This is a genomic window from Streptomyces sp. NPDC004111 (genome assembly GCF_042874215.1).
Classification (GTDB): Bacteria; Actinomycetota; Actinomycetes; order Streptomycetales; family Streptomycetaceae; genus Streptomyces.
Genome location: NZ_JBIAMU010000002.1, coordinates 416766 through 434256 on the forward strand (window position 1 = coordinate 416766; position 17491 = coordinate 434256).

Here is a 17491-nt window from a genome sequence, read left to right on the forward strand (position 1 = left end):
AGAAGGAGAGGGGGAAGAGGAGAAGAGGGACGGCGGGCGGGAGGTACGGCGCCTTCCCGCCCGCCGCCGGTCCGGGGTGTACGGGGCTAGGAGGGCAGGTCCTTCAGCTGGACGTTCCGGAAGGACACCTGGTCACCTGCTCCGTGGTTCTGCAGCCCGATGTAGCCGTCCTTCAGGCTGCGTGCGGGGTCCGTGTTGGTGAAGTCGTTGATCTTCGCGCCGTTCAGGAAGATCTGCAGACGTTCGCCCTGGACGCGGATCTCGTAGCTGTTCCACTGGCCCGGCGGGCGCAGCACCCGGTCGCGTTCCTTGAGGTTCGCCGACTTGAAGGAGTAGACGGAGCCGGTGGTGCGGTCCGCCGCGTCGGTGGCGTCGATCTGGATCTCGTACCCCTTGTTGACGGCCGACCAGGGGTCGTCGGAGGCGGGGAAGCCCACGAAGACACCGGAGTTGTCGTCGTCGGTCATCTTCCAGTCCAGCTTCAGGGAGTACGAACCCAGCTCCTTGGCCTGGTACCAGAGGAGGCCCATGCCGCCCTCGGAGCGGAGTTCGCCGTCGGCGACGGTGAACTTTCCGGGTCCGGCCTGCTTCCAGCCCTCCAGCGTGTCCCCGTTGAAGAGCGGCCGGTAGCCGGTCTGCGGCTTGCAGTCGGCCTTGACCTGGCCGGCCGCGTACCTGAGGCCGCCGAGCAGGTGCTGGCGGAAGGCCGGTTCGGCGTACGACTCCTTGGTGTGGCCGCTGCCGGTGTAGAAGGAGCGCCCGCCCTCGTAGGTCTGGCACCAGGCGATCGGGTGGTCGCCCTTCATGGTGCCGCCGGTGTACGTCGTCTCGTCGAGGGTGGCGAGGATGCGGGCCTTGCCGCGCGGGTTGGTGCGGTAGTTGTACCACTCGTCGGTGCGCACGACGGACTTGCCGAGGTGGGCGGTGGCGGGGTGCTGTGCGTCCTCGACGCGCGTGGTGGCCTGCTGGATCTGCGGGTGCGAGGCGAAGTAGGCGCCGACGAGTCCGCCGTAGAAGGGCCAGTCGTACTCGGTGTCGGCCGCCGCGTGGACGCCCATGTAGCCGCCGCCGGTGCGGATGTAGTTCTCGAACGCCTTCTGCTGGTCGGCGTTCAGGACCTCACCGGTCGTCGAGAGGAAGACGACGGCGTCGTAGCGGGCCAGGTTGCTCGTGGTGAACTGGGCGGCCTCCTCGGTGGCGTCGACGGTGAGGTTGCTGTCCTTGCCCAGTTCCTTCAGCGCCGCGATGCCCTCGGGGATGGCGTCGTGCCGGAAGCCGCCCGTCTTGGAGAAGACCAGGACGCGCTTGGCGGTCCTGTCGGGTGCGGTGTTCGAGAGCTGGAAGTCGTCGAGGTCGTAGAGCGCGCCCGCTCCGCCCTTGAAGACCAGGAACAGTTCGGTGGTCTTCTTCGGTACCGCGCGCAGCGGTACGTCGACGTCCTGGAAGACCTCCCAGCCGCCGGTCACCGGGACGGGGGCCGAGCCGAGGATCGGGCCGCTGGCGGAGCCGGTGCGGACCTCCAGGAAGCCGCCGGTGCCACCGGAGGAGATCCGGGCGGTGAGCTTGGTGGTGCCGGTGAGGTTGTAGGGCTTGAAGGAGATCCAGTCGTCGTTGTGGATGTCGCCGACGGTCTTGCCGCCGTGCGCGGGGGCCTTCTCGATGACCTTGACGCCGGACTGGCCGTTGAAGTGCTCGGCCTGCCGGTGCCTGGGCTGGAGCTGTGCCTGGTCGTGGCTGGTCAGCGCGGCCTGGCCGCCGCCTCCGCCGTCGGTGTACTCGGCGTCGAAGACCCCGAAGATGTTGGCGTTGGGGTCGTGGCCGCCGTCGGAGGAGGTCTTGATGGTGCCGGAGCAGCCGTTCGCCGAGGTGATCGGGTGGCCGTGGCTGTCGTGGCCGAGGACGTACGTCACCTTGACCTTGGCGCAGTCGATCGGCTTGCCGCCGGTCTGGTCCTCGGGGTCGGTCACCGTCACCTTGAAGGGGATCTCGTCGCCGAAGTCGAACAGCGTTCCCTCGGCGGGCAGTTCGAGGGTCACCTTGGGCGCCGTGTTGCCGACGACGACGTGCGCGCTGGCGGAGCCGGTGCGGCCGGTCGTGTCCTTGGCGGTCAGGGTCGCCGTGTAGGTGCCGTTCTTCTTGTACGTGTGCGTGGGGTTGGGCTCGGTCGACTTCGCGGTGCCGTCGCCGAAGTCCCAGCTGTAGGTGAGGGTGCCGCCGTCGGCGTCGGTGGTGCCTGCCGAGGAGAACGCGACCTTGAGCGGGGCCTGCCCGGAGGTCTTGTTCGCGGCGGCCTCGGCGACCGGGGAGTGTCCGCCGGTGGCGTTCTCGATGCGGTACAGGCCGGAGTTCTCGTCGCCGCCGAACCAGGCGGTGCCGTAGTCGAGGACGTAGAGCGCGCCGTCGGGGCCGAAGGCGCTGTCCATGACCTGGGTGCCGGTCCACGGGAACGGGTTGATCTTCTGGACGGCGCCGTCCTCGCCCTGCTCGATGCGCTTGATCCAGCGGCGGCCGAACTCGGTGGCGAAGAAGTCGCCGTCGTACGCCTCGGGGAACTTCACCGGGGAGGTGTTGGCGGCGTCGTACCGGTAGACGGGGCCGCCCATCGGGGACTCCGAGCCGGTGCCGAACTCGGGCACCGAGCCGCCGTCGTACGGGATCCAGGCGGGCTGCGCCGGGGGCAGGTCGACCAGGCCCGTGTTGTACGGGGAGTCGTTCTTGGGGGCCGCGCAGTCGAAGGCGGCGCCGGAGGTCTTGGTGGCGAAGTCGTAGTCGACGTAGGGCTGGTTGTTCCCGGTGCAGAAGGGCCAGCCGAAGTTGCCCGGCTTGGTGACGCGGGCGAACTCGACCTGTCCGGCCGGTCCGCGCTTGGGGTCGGCGGCGCCCGCGTCGGGGCCGTAGTCACCGACGTACAGGACGCCGGTCTTCTTGTCGACGCTGAAGCGGAAGGGGTTGCGGAAGCCCATCGCGTAGATCTCGGGGCGCGTCTTGTCGGTGCCCGGGGCGAAGAGGTTGCCGGCCGGGACGGTGTACGACGCGTCGTCGTTGACCTTGATGCGCAGGATCTTGCCGCGCAGGTCGTTGGTGTTGCCGGCGCCGCGGCGGGCGTCGAACGCCGGGTTGCGGCCGGGGCGGTCGTCGATCGGGGTGAAGCCGTCGGAGGCGAACGGGTTGGAGTCGTCGCCGGTGGAGAGGTAGAGGTTGCCCGCCGCGTCGAAGTCGATGTCGCCGCCGACGTGGCAGCAGATGCCGCGGGTCGCGGGGACGTCGAGGACCTTCTTCTCGCTGGCGTTGTCGAGGGTGCCGTCGGCCTTGAGGACGAACCGGGAGAGGCGGTTGACGCCGTCGAACTTGGCGAAGTCGGCGGCGGTTCCGTTCTCCGGGGCGTCGCCGGCGGGGGTGTTCAGCGGGGGTGCGTAGTAGAGGTAAATGGCCCTGTTCTCGGCGAACTTCGGGTCCAGGGCGACCCCCTGGAGGCCCTCTTCGTCGTGCGAGTAGACGGGGACGGAGCCGACCACCCGGGTGTTGCCCGCCGCGTCGGTCATCCGGAGGTCGCCGTTGCGGGAGGTGTGCAGGACCGAGCGGTCCGGCAGCACCGCGAGGGACATGGGCTCACCCATCTCCTGCGCGCCCTTGGCGAGGGTGACCTGCTGGAACTCTTCGTCGGCCGCCGCCGGGGCGGCTGCCGGGGCGCTCGCCGCGCGCGGTGCGGTGAAGGCGAGGGAGGTGGCGGCGAGGATGCCGCCGGTGAGGAGGGCCAGCGCCCTCCTGGTTCTGCCGGTCCGTGTGGTGCCGGTGGCTCTGGTGGTTCCTGAGAGGGCGGGAGTTCTCGGGCGCTTTCCGTGCACGGGGTCCTCCGGAATGGATGGCCGGGCGGAACGAACGGGTGCCCCTGGCTGCGGGGCCGGTGCCGCACAGGTGCGTGGGGTGGTGCCGTGGACCCGGGGTGCGCCGTCACTCCGGGACCGCTCATGTCATGTACACGTCTGGGACGGTAGCCGGGTTCGTCCGGGGCGGAAAGGGCTTGTGCGGCAAAAAGAGTCGGCTTTGCCCAGGGGGTGGACAAAGTGCGCCCACGCCCCCGCACCCGCCGGGCCGCCCCGTCCGGACGCGGAGCTACTCGCCGCCGCCGAATGCCGCGTCGAACGAGGCCGCCGGGGGTTCGAAGTCGAAGCGCTTGAGGTGTTCCAGCGCCTCCGGGGCACCGGCCAGCCGGTCCATCCCCGCGTCCTCCCACTCCACCGAGACCGGGCCTTCGTACCCGATCGAACGGAGCATCCGGAAGACGTCCTCCCAGGGCACGTCACCGTGCCCGGCGGAGACGAAGTCCCAGCCCCGGCGGGGGTCGCCCCACGGGAGGTGGGAGCCGAGGCGGCCGTTGCGGCCGTCCAGCCGCATCCGGGCCTCCTTGCAGTCGACGTGGTAGATCCGGTCCCGGAAGTCGTAGAGGAAGCCCACCGGGTCGAGGTCCTGCCAGACGAAGTGCGAGGGGTCGAAGTTGAGGCCGAAGGCGGGCCGGTGGCCGACCGCCTCCAGGGCCCGGTGGGTGGACCAGTAGTCGTAGGCGATCTCGCTGGGGTGCACCTCGTGGGCGAACCGCACCCCCTGCTCGTCGAACACGTCCAGGATCGGGTTCCAGCGCTCCGCGAAGTCCTCGTACCCCCGGTCCACCATGCCGGGCGGGACCGGCGGGAACATCGCCACCAGGTGCCAGATCGACGACCCGGTGAAGCCGACGACGGTACGGACCCCGAAGGCCGCCGCCGCACGGGCCGTGTCGGCCATTTCGGCCGCGGCCCTGCGGCGTACGCCCTCCGCCTCGCCGTCGCCCCAGATGCGGGCGGGCAGGATCGCCCGGTGGCGTTCGTCGATGATGCTGTCGCAGACGGCCTGGCCGACCAGGTGGTTGGAGATCGCCCAGCACTTGAGGCCGTACTTTTCGAGGAGCGCGTGCCGGGAGTCCAGGTAACCGGGGTCGGCGAGCGCCTTGTCCACCTCGAAGTGGTCGCCCCAGCAGGCGAGTTCGAGTCCGTCGTAGCCGAAGTCGCGGGCGTGGGCGCAGACCTGCTCCAGCGGCAGGTCCGCCCACTGGCCGGTGAAGAGGGTGAACGGGCGTGGCATGACGGGGACCTCCTGGGCCGGTGGTGCCGGAGTGGGACGGAGTGCGGGTCCGGGGGACGGCGTACGGGACCGGGGACGGCGTACGGGACCGGGTGACGGAGCGCTGGACCGGAGGGCGGCGGGCCGGGGACGGCGGGGACCGGGCCGCCCCGGGCCGGGGCAGGCCGCGGCTTCGGGCCACCCCGCCCCCGGGCCCGCCGGGCCGCCTCCCTAGGGCTGCTGCACGGGCGTGTAGACGGCGTTCTTCTCCGCGCTCTCCTCCACCGCCGCCAGTACCCGCTGCACCTGGAGCCCGTCCGCGAAGGACGGCTCGGGGTCGGTGCCCCGGGCGACGGCGGTGAGCAGGTCGCGGGCCTGGTGGACGAAGGTGTGCTCGTAGCCGAGCGCGTGGCCCGGCGGCCACCACGCCTCCAGGTAGGGGTGGCCGGGTTCGGTGACCAGGATCCGGCGGAAGCCCGCCGTGCCCGCGGGCTCGGTGTGGTCGTGGAAGGACAGCTCGTTCAGCCGCTCCAGGTCGAAGGCCAACGAGCCCTTCTCACCGTTGAGTTCCAGGCGCAGCGCGTTCTTGCGCCCGGCCGCCATCCGGGTCGCCTCGAAGGAGACCAGGGCCCCGGACGCCAGCCGCCCGGTGAACAGTGCCGCGTCGTCGACGGTCACCTCCCCCTCGGCCGGCACGCCCTCGCGCCCCTCGGCCTCCGGGTCGGGCCGCATCCGTACGAAGGTCTCGGTCAGCGCGGAAACCCCCACCACCGGCTCCCCCGCCAGGTACTGCGCGAGGTCCACGATGTGCGCGCCCAGGTCGCCGAGCGCGCCGGAGCCCGCCCGCTCCCGCTGGAGCCGCCAGCCGAGCGGGGCCAGCGGGTCCACCAGCCAGTCCTGGAGGTAGCCCAGCCGCAGGTGGCGCAGGGTGCCGAGCCTGCCTTCGGCGATCAGCGTGCGGGCGTACGCGAGGGCGGGCACCCGGCGGTAGTTGAAGCCCACCATCGCCAACTGACCTGCGGCGCGCGCCTGTTGTGCGGCCTCGGCCATCGCCTCGGCCTCCTCGACCGTGTTGGCGAGCGGCTTCTCGCACAGGACGTGCTTGCCGGCCGCCAGTGCGGCGAGGGCGATCTCCGCGTGGCTGTCGCCCGGGGTGCAGATGTCCACGATGTGCACGTCGTCGCGGGCGATCAGCCGCCGCCAGTCGGTCTCGGCCGCCGCCCAGCCGTGCCGGTCGGCCATGGCCCGCACCGCGGCGCTGTCGCGTCCGCAGACCGCTGCCAGGACCGGGCGCACGGGCAGGTCGAAGACCCGGCCCACGGTGCGCCAGCCCTGGGAGTGGGCGGCCCCCATGAAGGAGTAGCCGACCATGCCGATGCCGAGCGCCGGGGGTCCGGCGGCCACCCCCCGCGCCGGGTCCGATGTGTCCGCCGGCTCTTGTGTCCGGTCCATCCCGTCCATCCGGGTCCCTTCTCGCTGTTCGTACGGTTCGGCCTGGCAGGGCGGGATCAGGTGAAGGCCTGCGGCATGTACTGGTCGACGTTCTCCTTGGTGACGACGGCCGAGTAGAGGGTGATCGAGGCGGGGATCTCCAGCTCCGACATGCCGCCGACGCCCTTGCCCTGGCCGAGCGCGCGGGCCAGGTCGATGGCGGAGGCGGACATCGTCGGCGGGTAGAGGACGGTCGCCTTGAGGACCCCGTTGTCGGCCTTGATGGCGTCCATCGCGGACTTGGCGCCCGCGCCGCCGACCATCAGGAAGTCCTTGCGGCCGGCCTGCGCGATGGCGCGCAGGGCACCCACGCCCTGGTCGTCGTCGTGGTTCCACAGCGCGTCGAACTTCGGCTGCGCCTGGAGCAGTTGGGCCATCTTGGCCTGGCCCGACTCGACGGTGAAGTCGGCGGCCTGGCGGGCCACCTTGGTGATGTTGGGGTAGTTCTTGAGGGCGTCGTCGAAGCCCTGGCTGCGCAGCTTGGTCAGCTCCAGGCTGTCGACCCCGGCGAGCTCGACGACCTTGGCGTTGGCCTTGCCCTTGAGCTGTTCGCCGATGAAGCGCCCGGCGTTGAGGCCCATGCCGTAGTTGTCGCCGCCGATCCAGCACCGGTAGGCCTGCTGGGAGGCGAAGACCCGGTCGAGGTTGACGACGGGGATGCCCGCCTTCATGGCCTGGAGGCCGATCGAGGTGAGGGCCTTGCCGTCGGTCGGCAGGATGACCAGGACGTCGACCTTCTTGTTGATCAGGGTCTGGATCTGGCCGATCTGGGCGGCGGTGTCGTTGGAGCCCTCGGTGATGTCGAGGGTGACGTCGGAGTACTTCTTGGCGCGCTCGCGGGCGTTCACGTTGATCGCGTTGAGCCAGCCGTGGTCGGCCTGCGGTCCGGCGAAGCCGATGGTGACCTTCTTGCCGGGCTTGTCGTCGGCGACGGGCTGGTTGCCGGTGGCCGGGGTGTCCGGCTTGCTGGGTTCGTTGCTGGTGCAGGCCGACAGGAGGACGGTCGCGGAGACGGCGGCGCCGCCGAAGAGGATCCCTCTGCGGGTGGTTCCGGGGCTTGCGGAGTTTCGTGGCATGACGGTGGAACCCTTCGACTCGTACGGTCAACTGGCGAAGCGGGAGGGTGGGTTGGTCGGGGCCGCGGGCGCCCCGGGCCGCTAGGTGACGTCGTCGCGCGCGGTGCGCCGCTGGACCAGTACGGCGGCCACGATGATCGCGCCCTTCGCGATCTGCTGGACGTCGCTCTGGAGGTTGTTGAGGGCGAAGATGTTGGTGATCGTCGTGAAGACGAGGACACCGAGCACCGACCCGACGACGGTGCCGCGCCCGCCGGTCAGCAGGGTCCCGCCGATGATGGCGGCGGCGATGGCGTCGAGTTCGTACAGGTTGCCGTTGGTGTTCTGGCCGGATCCCGAGAGGACGACCAGCATGAACGCGGCGATGCCGCAGCACAGGCCGGAGAGCAGGTACAGGTAGAGGCGCTGGCGGCGTACGTCGATGCCGGCGAGCCGGGCCGCTTCCGCGTTGCCGCCGACCGCGACGGTGCGGCGGCCGAAGGTCGTCCGGTTGAGTATCAGCCAGCCCAGTACGGTGACCAGCGCGAACACGATGACCAGCGGCGGGATGCCGAGGACGTAGGAGTCGGGCACCCCGAGGTCGAGCACCGACTCCACCGTGACGATCTGGGTCCGGCCCTCGGTGATCTGGAGGGCGAGTCCGCGCGCCGACGCCAGCATCGCGAGGGTGGCGATGAAGGGCACCAGCTTGCCGTAGGCGATGAGCAGGCCGTTGACGAATCCGCAGGCGGTGCCGACGAGCACCGCGGTGAAGAGGATGCCCGCGAAGCCGTACTCCTGGGTGGCGACGGTGGTCGCCCACACGGAGGCGAGCGCGACGACCGCGCCGACCGAGAGGTCGATGCCGCCGCTGGTGATGACGAAGGTCATGCCGACGGTGACGACACCGATGATGGAGGCCTGGGTGAGGACGAGCTGGAGGTTCCCGGTGTCCAGGAACTGGTCGGGCTTGGTGATGCCGCCGACCGCGATCAGTACCGCGAGGACCCCGAGCAGGGAGAGGTTGCGGACGTCCAGCCGCAGCCCGCTGCCGGGCCGGCTCCCCTTCTTTTCCTGTGCCTTCAGCTCCATCTGCGGTTTCACCCCGGACTGTGTCATGTGGCCGGGCTCCCTTCCATGACGAGGTCGAGCACGCGGTGTTCGTCGAGTTCGCGCGCGGGGGCCGTGTGCACGATCCGGCCCTCGCGCAGCACCAGCACCCGGTCGGCGAGCCCCAGCACCTCGGGGACCTCGCTGGAGACCAGCAGGACGGCCAGGCCCTCGTCGGCGAGGCGGCGGATCACCGCGTACAGCTCGGCGCGGGCGCCGACGTCGACACCGCGGGTCGGCTCGTCGAGCAGCAGGACGCGGCAGCCGCGCAGCAGCCAGCGGGCGAGCACTGCCTTCTGCTGGTTGCCGCCGGACAGGGTCCGGATCCGGGCATCGGGGTTGTCCGGGCGCAACGAGAGCTCCCGGGTGGCGAGTTGGGCCTCACGGCGCTCGGCGCGGCGGTCCACCCAGCCGCCCCGGGAGAAGCGGGAGAGGGAGGACACCGAGACGTTGCGGGTGACGGATTCGAGCATGAGCAGCCCCTGCGCCTTGCGTTCCTCGGGCGCGAGACCGATGCCCGCCCGGACCGCTGCCCGTACGCTCCCAGTGCGCAGCCGCACCCCGTCCACGGCCACCTCACCGGCCGTCGGCCTGCGCGCCCCGTAGATCGTCTCCAGGATCTCGGAGCGGCCCGAGCCGACGAGTCCGGCGAGACCGACGATCTCGCCGGCCCTCACGTCCAGGTCCAGCGGCTCGAACTCACCGCTGCGGCAGAGCCCCTCGACCCGCAGCACCGGCGGCCGGGTGTCGTCCCGGGGCTCCGGGTCCCGCGGCTCGGGGAAGACGTACTCGACGTTGCGGCCGGTCATCATGGCAACGATGTCGCGGGTCGGGGTGTCCCTGGCCGGGAGGCCGACGGCCACCGCGCGGCCGTCCTTGATGACGGTGACGCGGTCGCCGATCCGGCGGATCTCCTCCAGGCGGTGCGAGATGTAGACGACGGCGACACCGTCGGCGGTCAGCGCGGCGACGATCCGGAAGAGGTTGTCGACCTCGTCGGGGTCGAGGGCCGCGGACGGCTCGTCCATGACGATGAGGCGTACGTCGTGGGAGAGGGCGCGGGCCATCGAGACGATCTGCTGCTGGGCCGCGGAGAGCGACCCGACGAGCCGGCCCGCCCCGATCTCGGGGTGGCCGAGCCGGGCGAGGAGCGCCGAGGCCTCGGCGCGCGCGGCCCGGCCCCGTACGACGAACCCGGCGGTGGTCGGCTCGTGCCCGAGGAAGACGTTCTCGGCCACCGACAGGCCCTCCACCAGGTCGAGTTCCTGGTAGATGGTGGCGATGCCGAGGCGCATCGCGGCGATCGGGGACTTCAGCCGGACGTCCTCCCCCGACCAGGTGATCCGTCCGTCGTCGGGCTGGTGGGCCCCGGCGAGCACCTTGATCAGGGTGGATTTGCCGGCTCCGTTCTGTCCGAGCAGGCAGTGCACCTCGCCGGGCAGGACTTCGAGGTCCACCCCGTCCAGGGCGCGGACGCCGGGAAAGGACTTGGTGATGCCGGACATGGTGAGGAGAGGGGTGGACGTGGTGCCGGGGGGACCCGGTGGTGGTGCGGGTGGTGCCGCGTGCTCTGGTGCCATGACGATTCCCCTCGGCGAATGCGGCCGTGAGCGGACAGGGCTGTGCCAGGTGCGGGTGCTGGTGGGGCTGGTGAGGCTGTTTTGTACTGGGGGGTGCGGGTGCCGGTGGTGCCGGTGGTGCCGGTTCTGTCGGTGGTGCGGTGGTGCGTCGGGAGCGTTCTGCGGTACGGGGCCGGCGGTCAGGCCGGGGAGAACACGTGGTCGCTGATCAGCCGGGCGGCGCCGATCACTCCCGCGGCCGGGCCCAGTTCGCCCAGCACGATGGGAAGGTTGCCGGTGGCCAGGGGCAGTGACTGGCGGTAGACCTGGGTGCGGACGCTGGCCAGCAGGTTGTGGCCGAGGCCCGTCACTCCGCCGCCGATCACCACGAGGCCCGGGTTGAAGAAGCTGACCAGACCGGCGATGACCTGGCCGACCCGGTTGCCGCCCTCCCTAATCAGTTCCAGGGCGGTGGCGTCCCCGGCCGCCGCGGCGGCGGCCACGTCGGCCGCGGTGAGCGTGCCCGCGGCATCGAGGCGCGCCGCGAGTTCGGTCGACTGCCCGGCCCTGGCCGCGGCCTCCGCGTCACGGGCCAGCGCGGCGCCGCTGAAGTGCGCCTCCAGGCAGCCCTTGTTGCCGCAGGCGCACGGGCGCCCGTCGGGCTCCACCTGGATGTGTCCGATGTCGCCCGCGCTGCCGGTCGTGCCGCGGTAGACCTCGCCGCCGACGACGATGCCGCAGCCGATGCCGGTGCCGATCTTTACGCAGAGGAAGTCGCCCACCGAGCGGGCCACCCCGGCGTGCTGCTCGCCCATCGCCATCAGGTTCACGTCGTTGTCGACCATGACGGGGCAGCCCAGTTCCTGGCTGAGCGCCTCGCGGACCGGGAAGCCGTCCCAGCCGGGCATGATCGGCGGGGCGACCGGGACGCCCTCGGGGAAGCGGACCGGACCGGGAACGCCGATGCCGGCTCCGTCGAAGCCGCCGTCGGCGAGGCCGGTCGCCCGCAGTTTCGCGGCGAGGGCGAGGGCCTGTTCGAACACCGCGACCGGTCCCTCGCGGACGTCCATCGGGTGGTTGAGGTGGCCCAGCACCTCCAGTTCCGCGTTGGTGACCGCGACGTCGATCGAGGTGGCGCCGATGTCGACGCCGAGGAAGCGGAGGGCGGGGGCCAGCCGGATGTTGTGGGACCGGCGTCCGCCCCGGGAGGCGGCGAGTCCGTCGGCGACGACGAGCCCGGTCTCCAGCAGGCGGTCGACCTCGACGGCCAGCTTGGAACGGGACAGGTCGACCTGGTCGCCCAGCTGGGCGCGGGAGTTGGGGCCGCTGTCGCGCAGCAGGCGGAGGAGTCGCGCCTGGTGCGTGTTCGCGGGTCGGGCCGTCATGCGCCTCACTTGCCCCCTCCTACCTTTGCGGCCTGGGCCACGTGCCGCTGGGGGCCGGGGCTTGCGCCTCGGGCCCCAGCCGTGGCCCGGCGGGCCTCAACTGGCTTGTTCCGGTGGTTCTTTGGAGGGGAACGTAGCAGCGGGCGTCCGGGGTGGGAAGAAGTTGCGCGGGAATCCGGGGGAACTTTCTCCTCGGGGAGGACAAAGGGGTGGGGGTTGTCCGGGAATGGGTGGACTGGAGGTGGGTGGGGGTCGGGGCCGGGCGGGGGCGAAGGGGTGCGGCTCCGCCGGGGGCCGCCCCCTTGCCCGCCCGTTCCGCCCCCTTGGGGCGGCCCCGTCGCCCAAGAGGGCGGGGGCGCGGGGGGGTGTTCAGGGGTGTGGGGTGGTGAGGGCGGAGAGGAGGTGGGTTACGGCGGTGTCCGGAGCGGGGCGGTGGACGGCGTACACCGTCGTGTCCAGGTAACCGGCGTTGCCCCTCAGCCGTACGAAGGTCACGCCGGCCGCCGCGAGATGACGCAGCCCCTCGGGCAGCAGGCTCACGCACAGCCCCGCCGCGACATAGCTGAGCAGCCCGCTGAGGTCGTCGGCGACGGCGGCCTGGCGTGGCGCGAACCCCGCTTCGTGGCAGGCGAGCCGCAGTTGCTCGGCGAGGACCGGCAGCGCGGCCGGGTCGGGCAGTACGAAGTCCTCGTCGCGCAGCCGCAGGAGGTCGATCTCCGCCGTGTCGGCCAGGTGGTGGCCCTCCGGCAGCGCGGCACCGATCCGTTCGGTCGCGATGACCGAACTGACCAGGTCGTCGTCGAGCCGGGCCGGGTCGCGCAGGAATCCGAGGTCGAGTACGCCGGTGCGGACCTGGTCGACCACGGCCGCCGAGGAGCCGTGCTGGAGGTGGATGCGGATGCCGGGCAACTGCTCGGCCGCCGTGCGCAGCATCGTGGGCAGGTAGAGGTGGCTGAGCAGGCTCACGTATCCGACCCGCACCTCCCCTTCCAGCCCCTGCGCGACGCGCCTGGCCCGGGTGATCGCGGCGGCCTGGAGGTCGAGCAGCCGTCGGGCGTCGGTGGCGAACGCCGCTCCCGCGGCGGTCAGCCGTACCCCGCCGGGGCCGCGGTCCAGGAGCCGCGCCCCCACCGACCGTTCCAGTCGCTGGATCGACTGGCTGAGCGGCGGCTGGCTCATGCCGAGCCGTTCGGCGGCGCGGCCGAAGTGCTGTTCCTGCGCCACGGTCAGGAACTGCTCCAGCAGGCGCCGGGACAGGTTGATATCGCTGGGCATATCACTCACCAAAGAATCATATATTGGACAGACAGCCCCTTTGGGTGTCGACTTGAGGTCAGGACGGCCCCGCCACCGCGGTGCCCGTCCGGATTCCTCGGCACTGCCGTCCCCTCCGCGCCGCCGCTCCGTCCCACGACGAGCGGCGTCGGCGTCGGGGTTCGACAGCGCTGTTCCTGCGACCTTCTGGGGTGATCCTCGTGTCCGTGGTGACCGTTGTCGGAGCCGGTGTCATCGGTCTCTCGTGGGCGCGGCTGTTCGGGGCGGCCGGCTGGGAGGTGCGGCTCTGCGATCCGCGGCCCGATCTGGCGGAGCTGGTGGCCCGGGAACTGGACTTCGTACCTGCGCTGGTGACCGACGACCTCGCGGCGGCGGCGACCGGCGCGGACTTCGTCCAGGAGGCGGGCCCGGAGCGCGTCGAGGTCAAGGCGCAGCTGTTCGCCACGCTGGCCGCGCACACCCGCAACGACGTGGTGCTGGCCTCGTCCTCCTCGTCCCTGCTGCCGTCGGTGATCGCCGGGGGCAACGCGGCGGCGGGGCGGATCGTGGTCGGCCACCCGTTCAACCCGCCGGAGCTGATGCCGCTGGTGGAGGTGGTGCCGGGGCCGCTGACCAGCGGGGCCACCGTGGAGCGGGCGACGGAGGTCTACCGCGCCCTCGGCAAGCTGCCGATCCGGCTGAAGAAGGAGATCGCCGGATTCGTGGGCAACCGCCTGCAGAAGGTCTTCAACGACCAGGCCGTCCATCTGGTGCAGCAGGGCGTGATCGGCGTGGAGGAACTCGACGACCTGGTCCGGGCGTCGCTGGGCCTGCGCTGGGCCACCGTCGGCCCCTTCCAGAGCGGTGTGCTCGGCGGCGGGCCCGGGGGCATGCGCCATCTCGCCGCGCACGTCGGTTCGCAGCTGACCTTCGAGACCGGCAGCCCGGACGGGGCACGGCTGGGCGAGGTCCTGGACGCGGTGGAGGGGGCCTACGGCACCGGCGAACCGGCGTACGCGCGCCTCGCCGCCCTGCGCGACGGGCGCACCCGCGCGGTCCTCGACCCGCTCGGCTGGCCGAAGCCCGGCACGGACGACGACCCAGACGCGCAGGAACCCGCCCCGAACGGCAGGCCCGCCGCACACACCGGCCCCGGCACGGACAACCCCCGGCACTGAGAAGGACACCCCGCACCGACGACGCCCGGCGCCGCCGCCCGTGTCCACCCGGAACGGGCGGCAGGAGAACGGTCCGGGAAGCGGGAGAACAGGGCCGCGAGCCCGGGAAGAGCTGCGGGAAGAACCGCGCAAGGAAGAAGGACGGCACCGTGTCGAAGGAACTGCTGGCACTGCAGGTATGGCCGGGAAAGGTGATGCGCGTGAGCATCGCCGACGGGGCGGTGAGCACCCTCGTGGAGAACGCGGGCGCGGCCCCCGACGGCATCGTGGTCGACTCCGGTGTCGTCTACTGGACCACCATGGGGGCGCCGACGTCCGTTCCCAGTGTCCCTGGCGAGGCCGGACAGGACTACTCGCGCCGCAACGGCGGCCTCCACGCCCTCGGCCCCGGCGACGCCGCGCCCCGCGACCTGCTCCCGGCAGGCGCGGTCACCACCGGCAAGCAGCTGACCTCGGACGGCGCCGGGACGCTCTACTGGGGCGACCGCGAGGGCCACCGGGTCAGCCGGGTGCGTACCGACGGGACGGGCCTGAGCGACCTGGTGGGCACCCCCGGCACCGACGGCGTCCTCGGTGAGTGCGTCGGCGTGGCAGTGGACCCCGCCCGCGGTCACCTCTACTGGACGCAGAAGGGCCCGGCCAAGGGCGGCCTGGGCCGGATCTTCCGTGCGGGCCTGGAGATTCCGGCCGGGGAGAGCGCCGCGACCCGCTCCGACGTCGAACTGCTGTGGAGCGGTCTGCCCGAGCCGATCGACCTGCACCTGGAGGGCGACCGGCTGTACTGGACCGACCGTGGCGCGGCACCCGGGGGCAACACCCTCAACCGGGCGCCGCTGCCCGCGCCCGGCGCCGGCGGGCGGGCCCCCGAGATCCTCGCCTCCGGTTTCGCCGAAGCGATCGGGCTCGCCGTCGACAGCGAGGCGGGCCTGGCCTTCGTCGCCGACCTGGGCGGCCGGATCCGCGCCGTGCCCCTGCCGGACGGCCCCGCCGCCTCCCGGGCCCCCTGGGACGTCGCCGTCCTCGACGGGCCGCTGACCGGACTGTGCCTGCTGCCGTAGGTACCTGGCGGACTGTGCCTGCTGCCGTAGGTACCTGCCAGCCAACCCCCACCACCACCCATTCGCGCACCCGGTGCTGCCGGCCGGCAGCACCGGGTCAGGATTGATTTGTCGACAGAGGGACCGCGCCGACCCGCGGCCCTCGTGAGAGCAGCAGGAGCGACCATGTCCTTCACACTTCCCACGGACATCGAGAACCGTCCGGTGGCGGTGATCGGCGCGGGCACCCTGGGGCGCCGGATCGCCCTGATGTTCGCCGACCGCGGCGGGCTGGTGCGGATCCACGACAGGTCGGCGGAGGCGGGCGAGGCCGCCCGCGGTTACGTGGAGGAGAACCTGCCGCGGGTCGCCGCGGGGATCGAGGGCGGCAGGCCCGGCCGGGTGACCGTCACCGACGACCTTGCCGAGGCCCTCACGGACGTGTGGCTCGTGGTCGAGGCGGTGCCCGAGCGGCTCGACCTGAAGAAGGAGATCTTCGGCGAGCTGGACCGTACCGCCCCCGCCGACGCCGTCCTGGCCAGCAACTCCTCCTCCTACGCCTCGGGCGAGTTCATCGACCGGGTCGAGCACCCGGAGCGGGTGCTGAACATCCACTTCTACATGCCGCCCGTGCAGAACGCCGTCGACCTCATGTCGGACGGCCGGACCGATCCGCGGATCATGGAGCTGCTGAAGAAGGAACTGCCCCGGTACGGGGTGTTCCCCTTCGAGGCGCACCGGAAGTCGACGGGGTTCATCTTCAACCGCATCTGGGCGGCCATCAAGCGCGAGGCGCTGGAGGTCGTCGCCGAAGGGGTGTCCACGCCGCAGGACGTGGACGAGATGTGGAAGATCAACACGGGCTCCCCCGCCGGGCCCTTCCACATGATGGACCGGGTCGGCCTGGACGTCGTACTGGACATCGAGGAGCACTACGCCGCCGAGAACCCGCACCTCCCCACCGGTCCGCGGGACCTCCTGAGGACGTACGTGGACGCCGGCCACCTGGGCGTCAAGACCGGCCGGGGCTTCTACGCCCACGGCGACGAGGACTGACCCTCGGCGTCCGGCACCACCGCGGGACCGCCCGCCGCCCGGAGGGACCGGGGCGGCGGGCGGCGCCGCGGAGCGGGCCGCGGGTCAGGGGCAGCGGACGAGCTGGCCGGCGTAGGAGAGGTTGCCGCCGAAGCCGAAGAGGAGGACCGGGGCGCCCGAGGTGAGTTCACCGCGCTCGACCAGCTTGGAGAGCGCCATCGGGATGCTCGCCGCCGATGTGTTGCCCGAGTCGACCACGTCGCGGGCGATCACCGCGTTGACCGCGCCGATCCGCTGCGCGAGCGGTTCGATCAGCCGCAGGTTGGCCTGGTGGAGGACGACCCCGGCCAGTTCCTCGGGCGCGACCCCGGCCCGCTCGCAGACCTGGCGGGCGATCGGCGGCAGCTGGGTGGTGGCCCACCGGTACACGCTCTGGCCGACCTGCTCGAACCGCGGCGGCGTGCCCTCGATCCGTACCGCGTGGCCCATCTCGGGCACCGAGCCCCACAGCACGGGGCCGATCGCCCCCGCGTGGGCGCCGAGACCGGCGGGGGCGGACGTCTCCGGTCCGGCCGGGACGGCCTCGACGACCGCGGCCCCCGCCCCGTCGCCGACCAGGACGCAGGTGGAACGGTCGGTCCAGTCCGTGATCTCGGTCATCTTGTCCGCGCCGACGACCAGGACACGGGTGGCGGACCCGGCCCGTACCGTGTGGTCGGCCATCGCCAGGGCGTGCGTGAAGCCCGAGCAGACCACGTTGAGGTCGAGCACCGCGGGCGATCCCATGCCGAGCCGGGCGGCGACCCGGGCGGCGGTGTTGGGCGAGCGGTCGATCGCGGTGGAGGTCGCGACCAGCACCATGTCGATGTCGGCGGGGCCCAGCCCGGCCGAGGCGAGCGCCTTCGCCGCCGCGTGCGCGGCCAGTTCGTCCACCGGTTCGTCCGGGCCCGCGACGTGCCGGGTTCTGATCCCCACCCGGCTGGTGATCCATGCGTCACTGGTGTCGACCAGCTTCGCCAGGTCCTCATTCGTGAGCACCTTGGCCGGCTGGTAATGCCCGAGCGCGACGATCCGTGAACCGGTCATGCGGCGACTCCACCCCTCATTGCGGACAGTCGGAGCGACCCAGTCTTCTTTGTGACTCACGGGTACGAGGGCGCGTGAATCAACAGCATTCGCCACCCAGACTTTGGAGCTTCCCGCCGACCCCACGGAGAATGGCGGGCGCGGTGCACCTCGGGGTGCCGGGCACGCACCGTACAGGCGATCATGCACGGAACACGCGATTCG

The 17491-nt window shown here is 71.8% G+C and carries 12 protein-coding genes; 3 read left to right on the top strand and 9 right to left on the bottom strand.

From position 1 onward, the window contains the following. Positions 1-86: 86 nt before the first annotated feature. The 8 genes from ACFYVL_RS06230 to ACFYVL_RS06265 form a co-directional block, all read right to left on the bottom strand. Positions 87-3845, bottom strand: a complete 3759-nt coding sequence (locus ACFYVL_RS06230) for a ThuA domain-containing protein (RefSeq protein ID WP_389241631.1) — start codon at positions 3843-3845, stop codon at positions 87-89. 268 nt (positions 3846-4113) lie between these two features. Next, entirely contained in the window at positions 4114-5118 is a 1005-nt protein-coding gene (locus ACFYVL_RS06235; RefSeq protein WP_389241632.1) for a sugar phosphate isomerase/epimerase family protein, read from the bottom strand. A 210-nt stretch (positions 5119-5328) separates the two neighbouring features. Continuing rightward, positions 5329-6549 carry a Gfo/Idh/MocA family protein gene (locus ACFYVL_RS06240; protein WP_389241804.1) on the bottom strand — a complete coding sequence of 407 codons (1221 nt, stop codon included), beginning with the start codon at positions 6547-6549 and terminating at the stop codon, positions 5329-5331. Positions 6550-6605: 56 nt separating this feature from the next. Continuing rightward, the gene (locus tag ACFYVL_RS06245; protein ID WP_389241633.1) at positions 6606-7664 is read right to left on the bottom strand and encodes a substrate-binding domain-containing protein; all 1059 of its coding nucleotides are present in this window, start codon (positions 7662-7664) and stop codon (positions 6606-6608) included. A gap of 81 nt (positions 7665-7745) precedes the next feature. Beyond that, positions 7746-8735, bottom strand: coding sequence for an ABC transporter permease (locus ACFYVL_RS06250; RefSeq protein WP_389241805.1), 990 nt, complete (start codon positions 8733-8735; stop codon positions 7746-7748). Between the two features lie 23 nt (positions 8736-8758). Continuing rightward, positions 8759-10258, bottom strand: a complete 1500-nt coding sequence (locus ACFYVL_RS06255) for a sugar ABC transporter ATP-binding protein (protein ID WP_389241806.1) — start codon at positions 10256-10258, stop codon at positions 8759-8761. A 254-nt stretch (positions 10259-10512) separates the two neighbouring features. After that, complete coding sequence (locus ACFYVL_RS06260) at positions 10513-11697, bottom strand: ROK family protein (protein ID WP_389241634.1); 1185 nt, start codon at positions 11695-11697, stop codon at positions 10513-10515. Positions 11698-12066: 369 nt separating this feature from the next. After that, a complete protein-coding gene (locus ACFYVL_RS06265) occupies positions 12067-12972 on the bottom strand; it encodes a LysR family transcriptional regulator (RefSeq protein ID WP_389241807.1) in 906 nt (301 codons plus the stop codon). 206 nt (positions 12973-13178) lie between these two features. On the opposite strand from ACFYVL_RS06265, the gene ACFYVL_RS06270 reads away from it, so the two are divergent. The 3 genes from ACFYVL_RS06270 to ACFYVL_RS06280 all read left to right on the top strand — a co-directional run bounded on the left by ACFYVL_RS06270 (position 13179) and on the right by ACFYVL_RS06280 (position 16222). Then, complete coding sequence (locus ACFYVL_RS06270; RefSeq protein ID WP_389241635.1) at positions 13179-14129, top strand: 3-hydroxyacyl-CoA dehydrogenase NAD-binding domain-containing protein; 951 nt, start codon at positions 13179-13181, stop codon at positions 14127-14129. Between the two features lie 194 nt (positions 14130-14323). Continuing rightward, the gene (locus ACFYVL_RS06275) at positions 14324-15187 is read left to right on the top strand and encodes a hypothetical protein (protein ID WP_389241808.1); all 864 of its coding nucleotides are present in this window, start codon (positions 14324-14326) and stop codon (positions 15185-15187) included. A 165-nt stretch (positions 15188-15352) separates the two neighbouring features. Then, positions 15353-16222 carry a 3-hydroxyacyl-CoA dehydrogenase family protein gene (locus tag ACFYVL_RS06280; protein ID WP_389241636.1) on the top strand — a complete coding sequence of 290 codons (870 nt, stop codon included), beginning with the start codon at positions 15353-15355 and terminating at the stop codon, positions 16220-16222. A gap of 84 nt (positions 16223-16306) precedes the next feature. Here ACFYVL_RS06280 and ACFYVL_RS06285 read toward each other — a convergent pair whose 3' ends face one another. Then, positions 16307-17287, bottom strand: a complete 981-nt coding sequence (locus tag ACFYVL_RS06285; protein WP_389241637.1) for a beta-ketoacyl-ACP synthase III — start codon at positions 17285-17287, stop codon at positions 16307-16309. Positions 17288-17491 lie beyond the last annotated feature (204 nt).

Excerpts from the sequence above, each read along its gene's own strand:
- ACFYVL_RS06250 (WP_389241805.1), bottom strand. The coding sequence starts at position 8,735 with ATGGAGCTGAAGGCACAGGAAAAGAAGGGGAGCCGGCCCGGCAGCGGG.
- ACFYVL_RS06285 (WP_389241637.1), bottom strand. The coding sequence starts at position 17,287 with ATGACCGGTTCACGGATCGTCGCGCTCGGGCATTACCAGCCGGCCAAG.
- ACFYVL_RS06265 (WP_389241807.1), bottom strand. The coding sequence starts at position 12,972 with ATGCCCAGCGATATCAACCTGTCCCGGCGCCTGCTGGAGCAGTTCCTG.
- ACFYVL_RS06245 (WP_389241633.1), bottom strand. The coding sequence starts at position 7,664 with ATGCCACGAAACTCCGCAAGCCCCGGAACCACCCGCAGAGGGATCCTC.
- ACFYVL_RS06260 (WP_389241634.1), bottom strand. The coding sequence starts at position 11,697 with ATGACGGCCCGACCCGCGAACACGCACCAGGCGCGACTCCTCCGCCTG.
- ACFYVL_RS06275 (WP_389241808.1), top strand. The coding sequence starts at position 14,324 with ATGCGCGTGAGCATCGCCGACGGGGCGGTGAGCACCCTCGTGGAGAAC.
- ACFYVL_RS06235 (WP_389241632.1), bottom strand. The coding sequence starts at position 5,118 with ATGCCACGCCCGTTCACCCTCTTCACCGGCCAGTGGGCGGACCTGCCG.
- ACFYVL_RS06280 (WP_389241636.1), top strand. The coding sequence starts at position 15,353 with ATGTCCTTCACACTTCCCACGGACATCGAGAACCGTCCGGTGGCGGTG.
- ACFYVL_RS06240 (WP_389241804.1), bottom strand. The coding sequence starts at position 6,549 with ATGGACCGGACACAAGAGCCGGCGGACACATCGGACCCGGCGCGGGGG.
- ACFYVL_RS06255 (WP_389241806.1), bottom strand. The coding sequence starts at position 10,258 with ATGTCCGGCATCACCAAGTCCTTTCCCGGCGTCCGCGCCCTGGACGGG.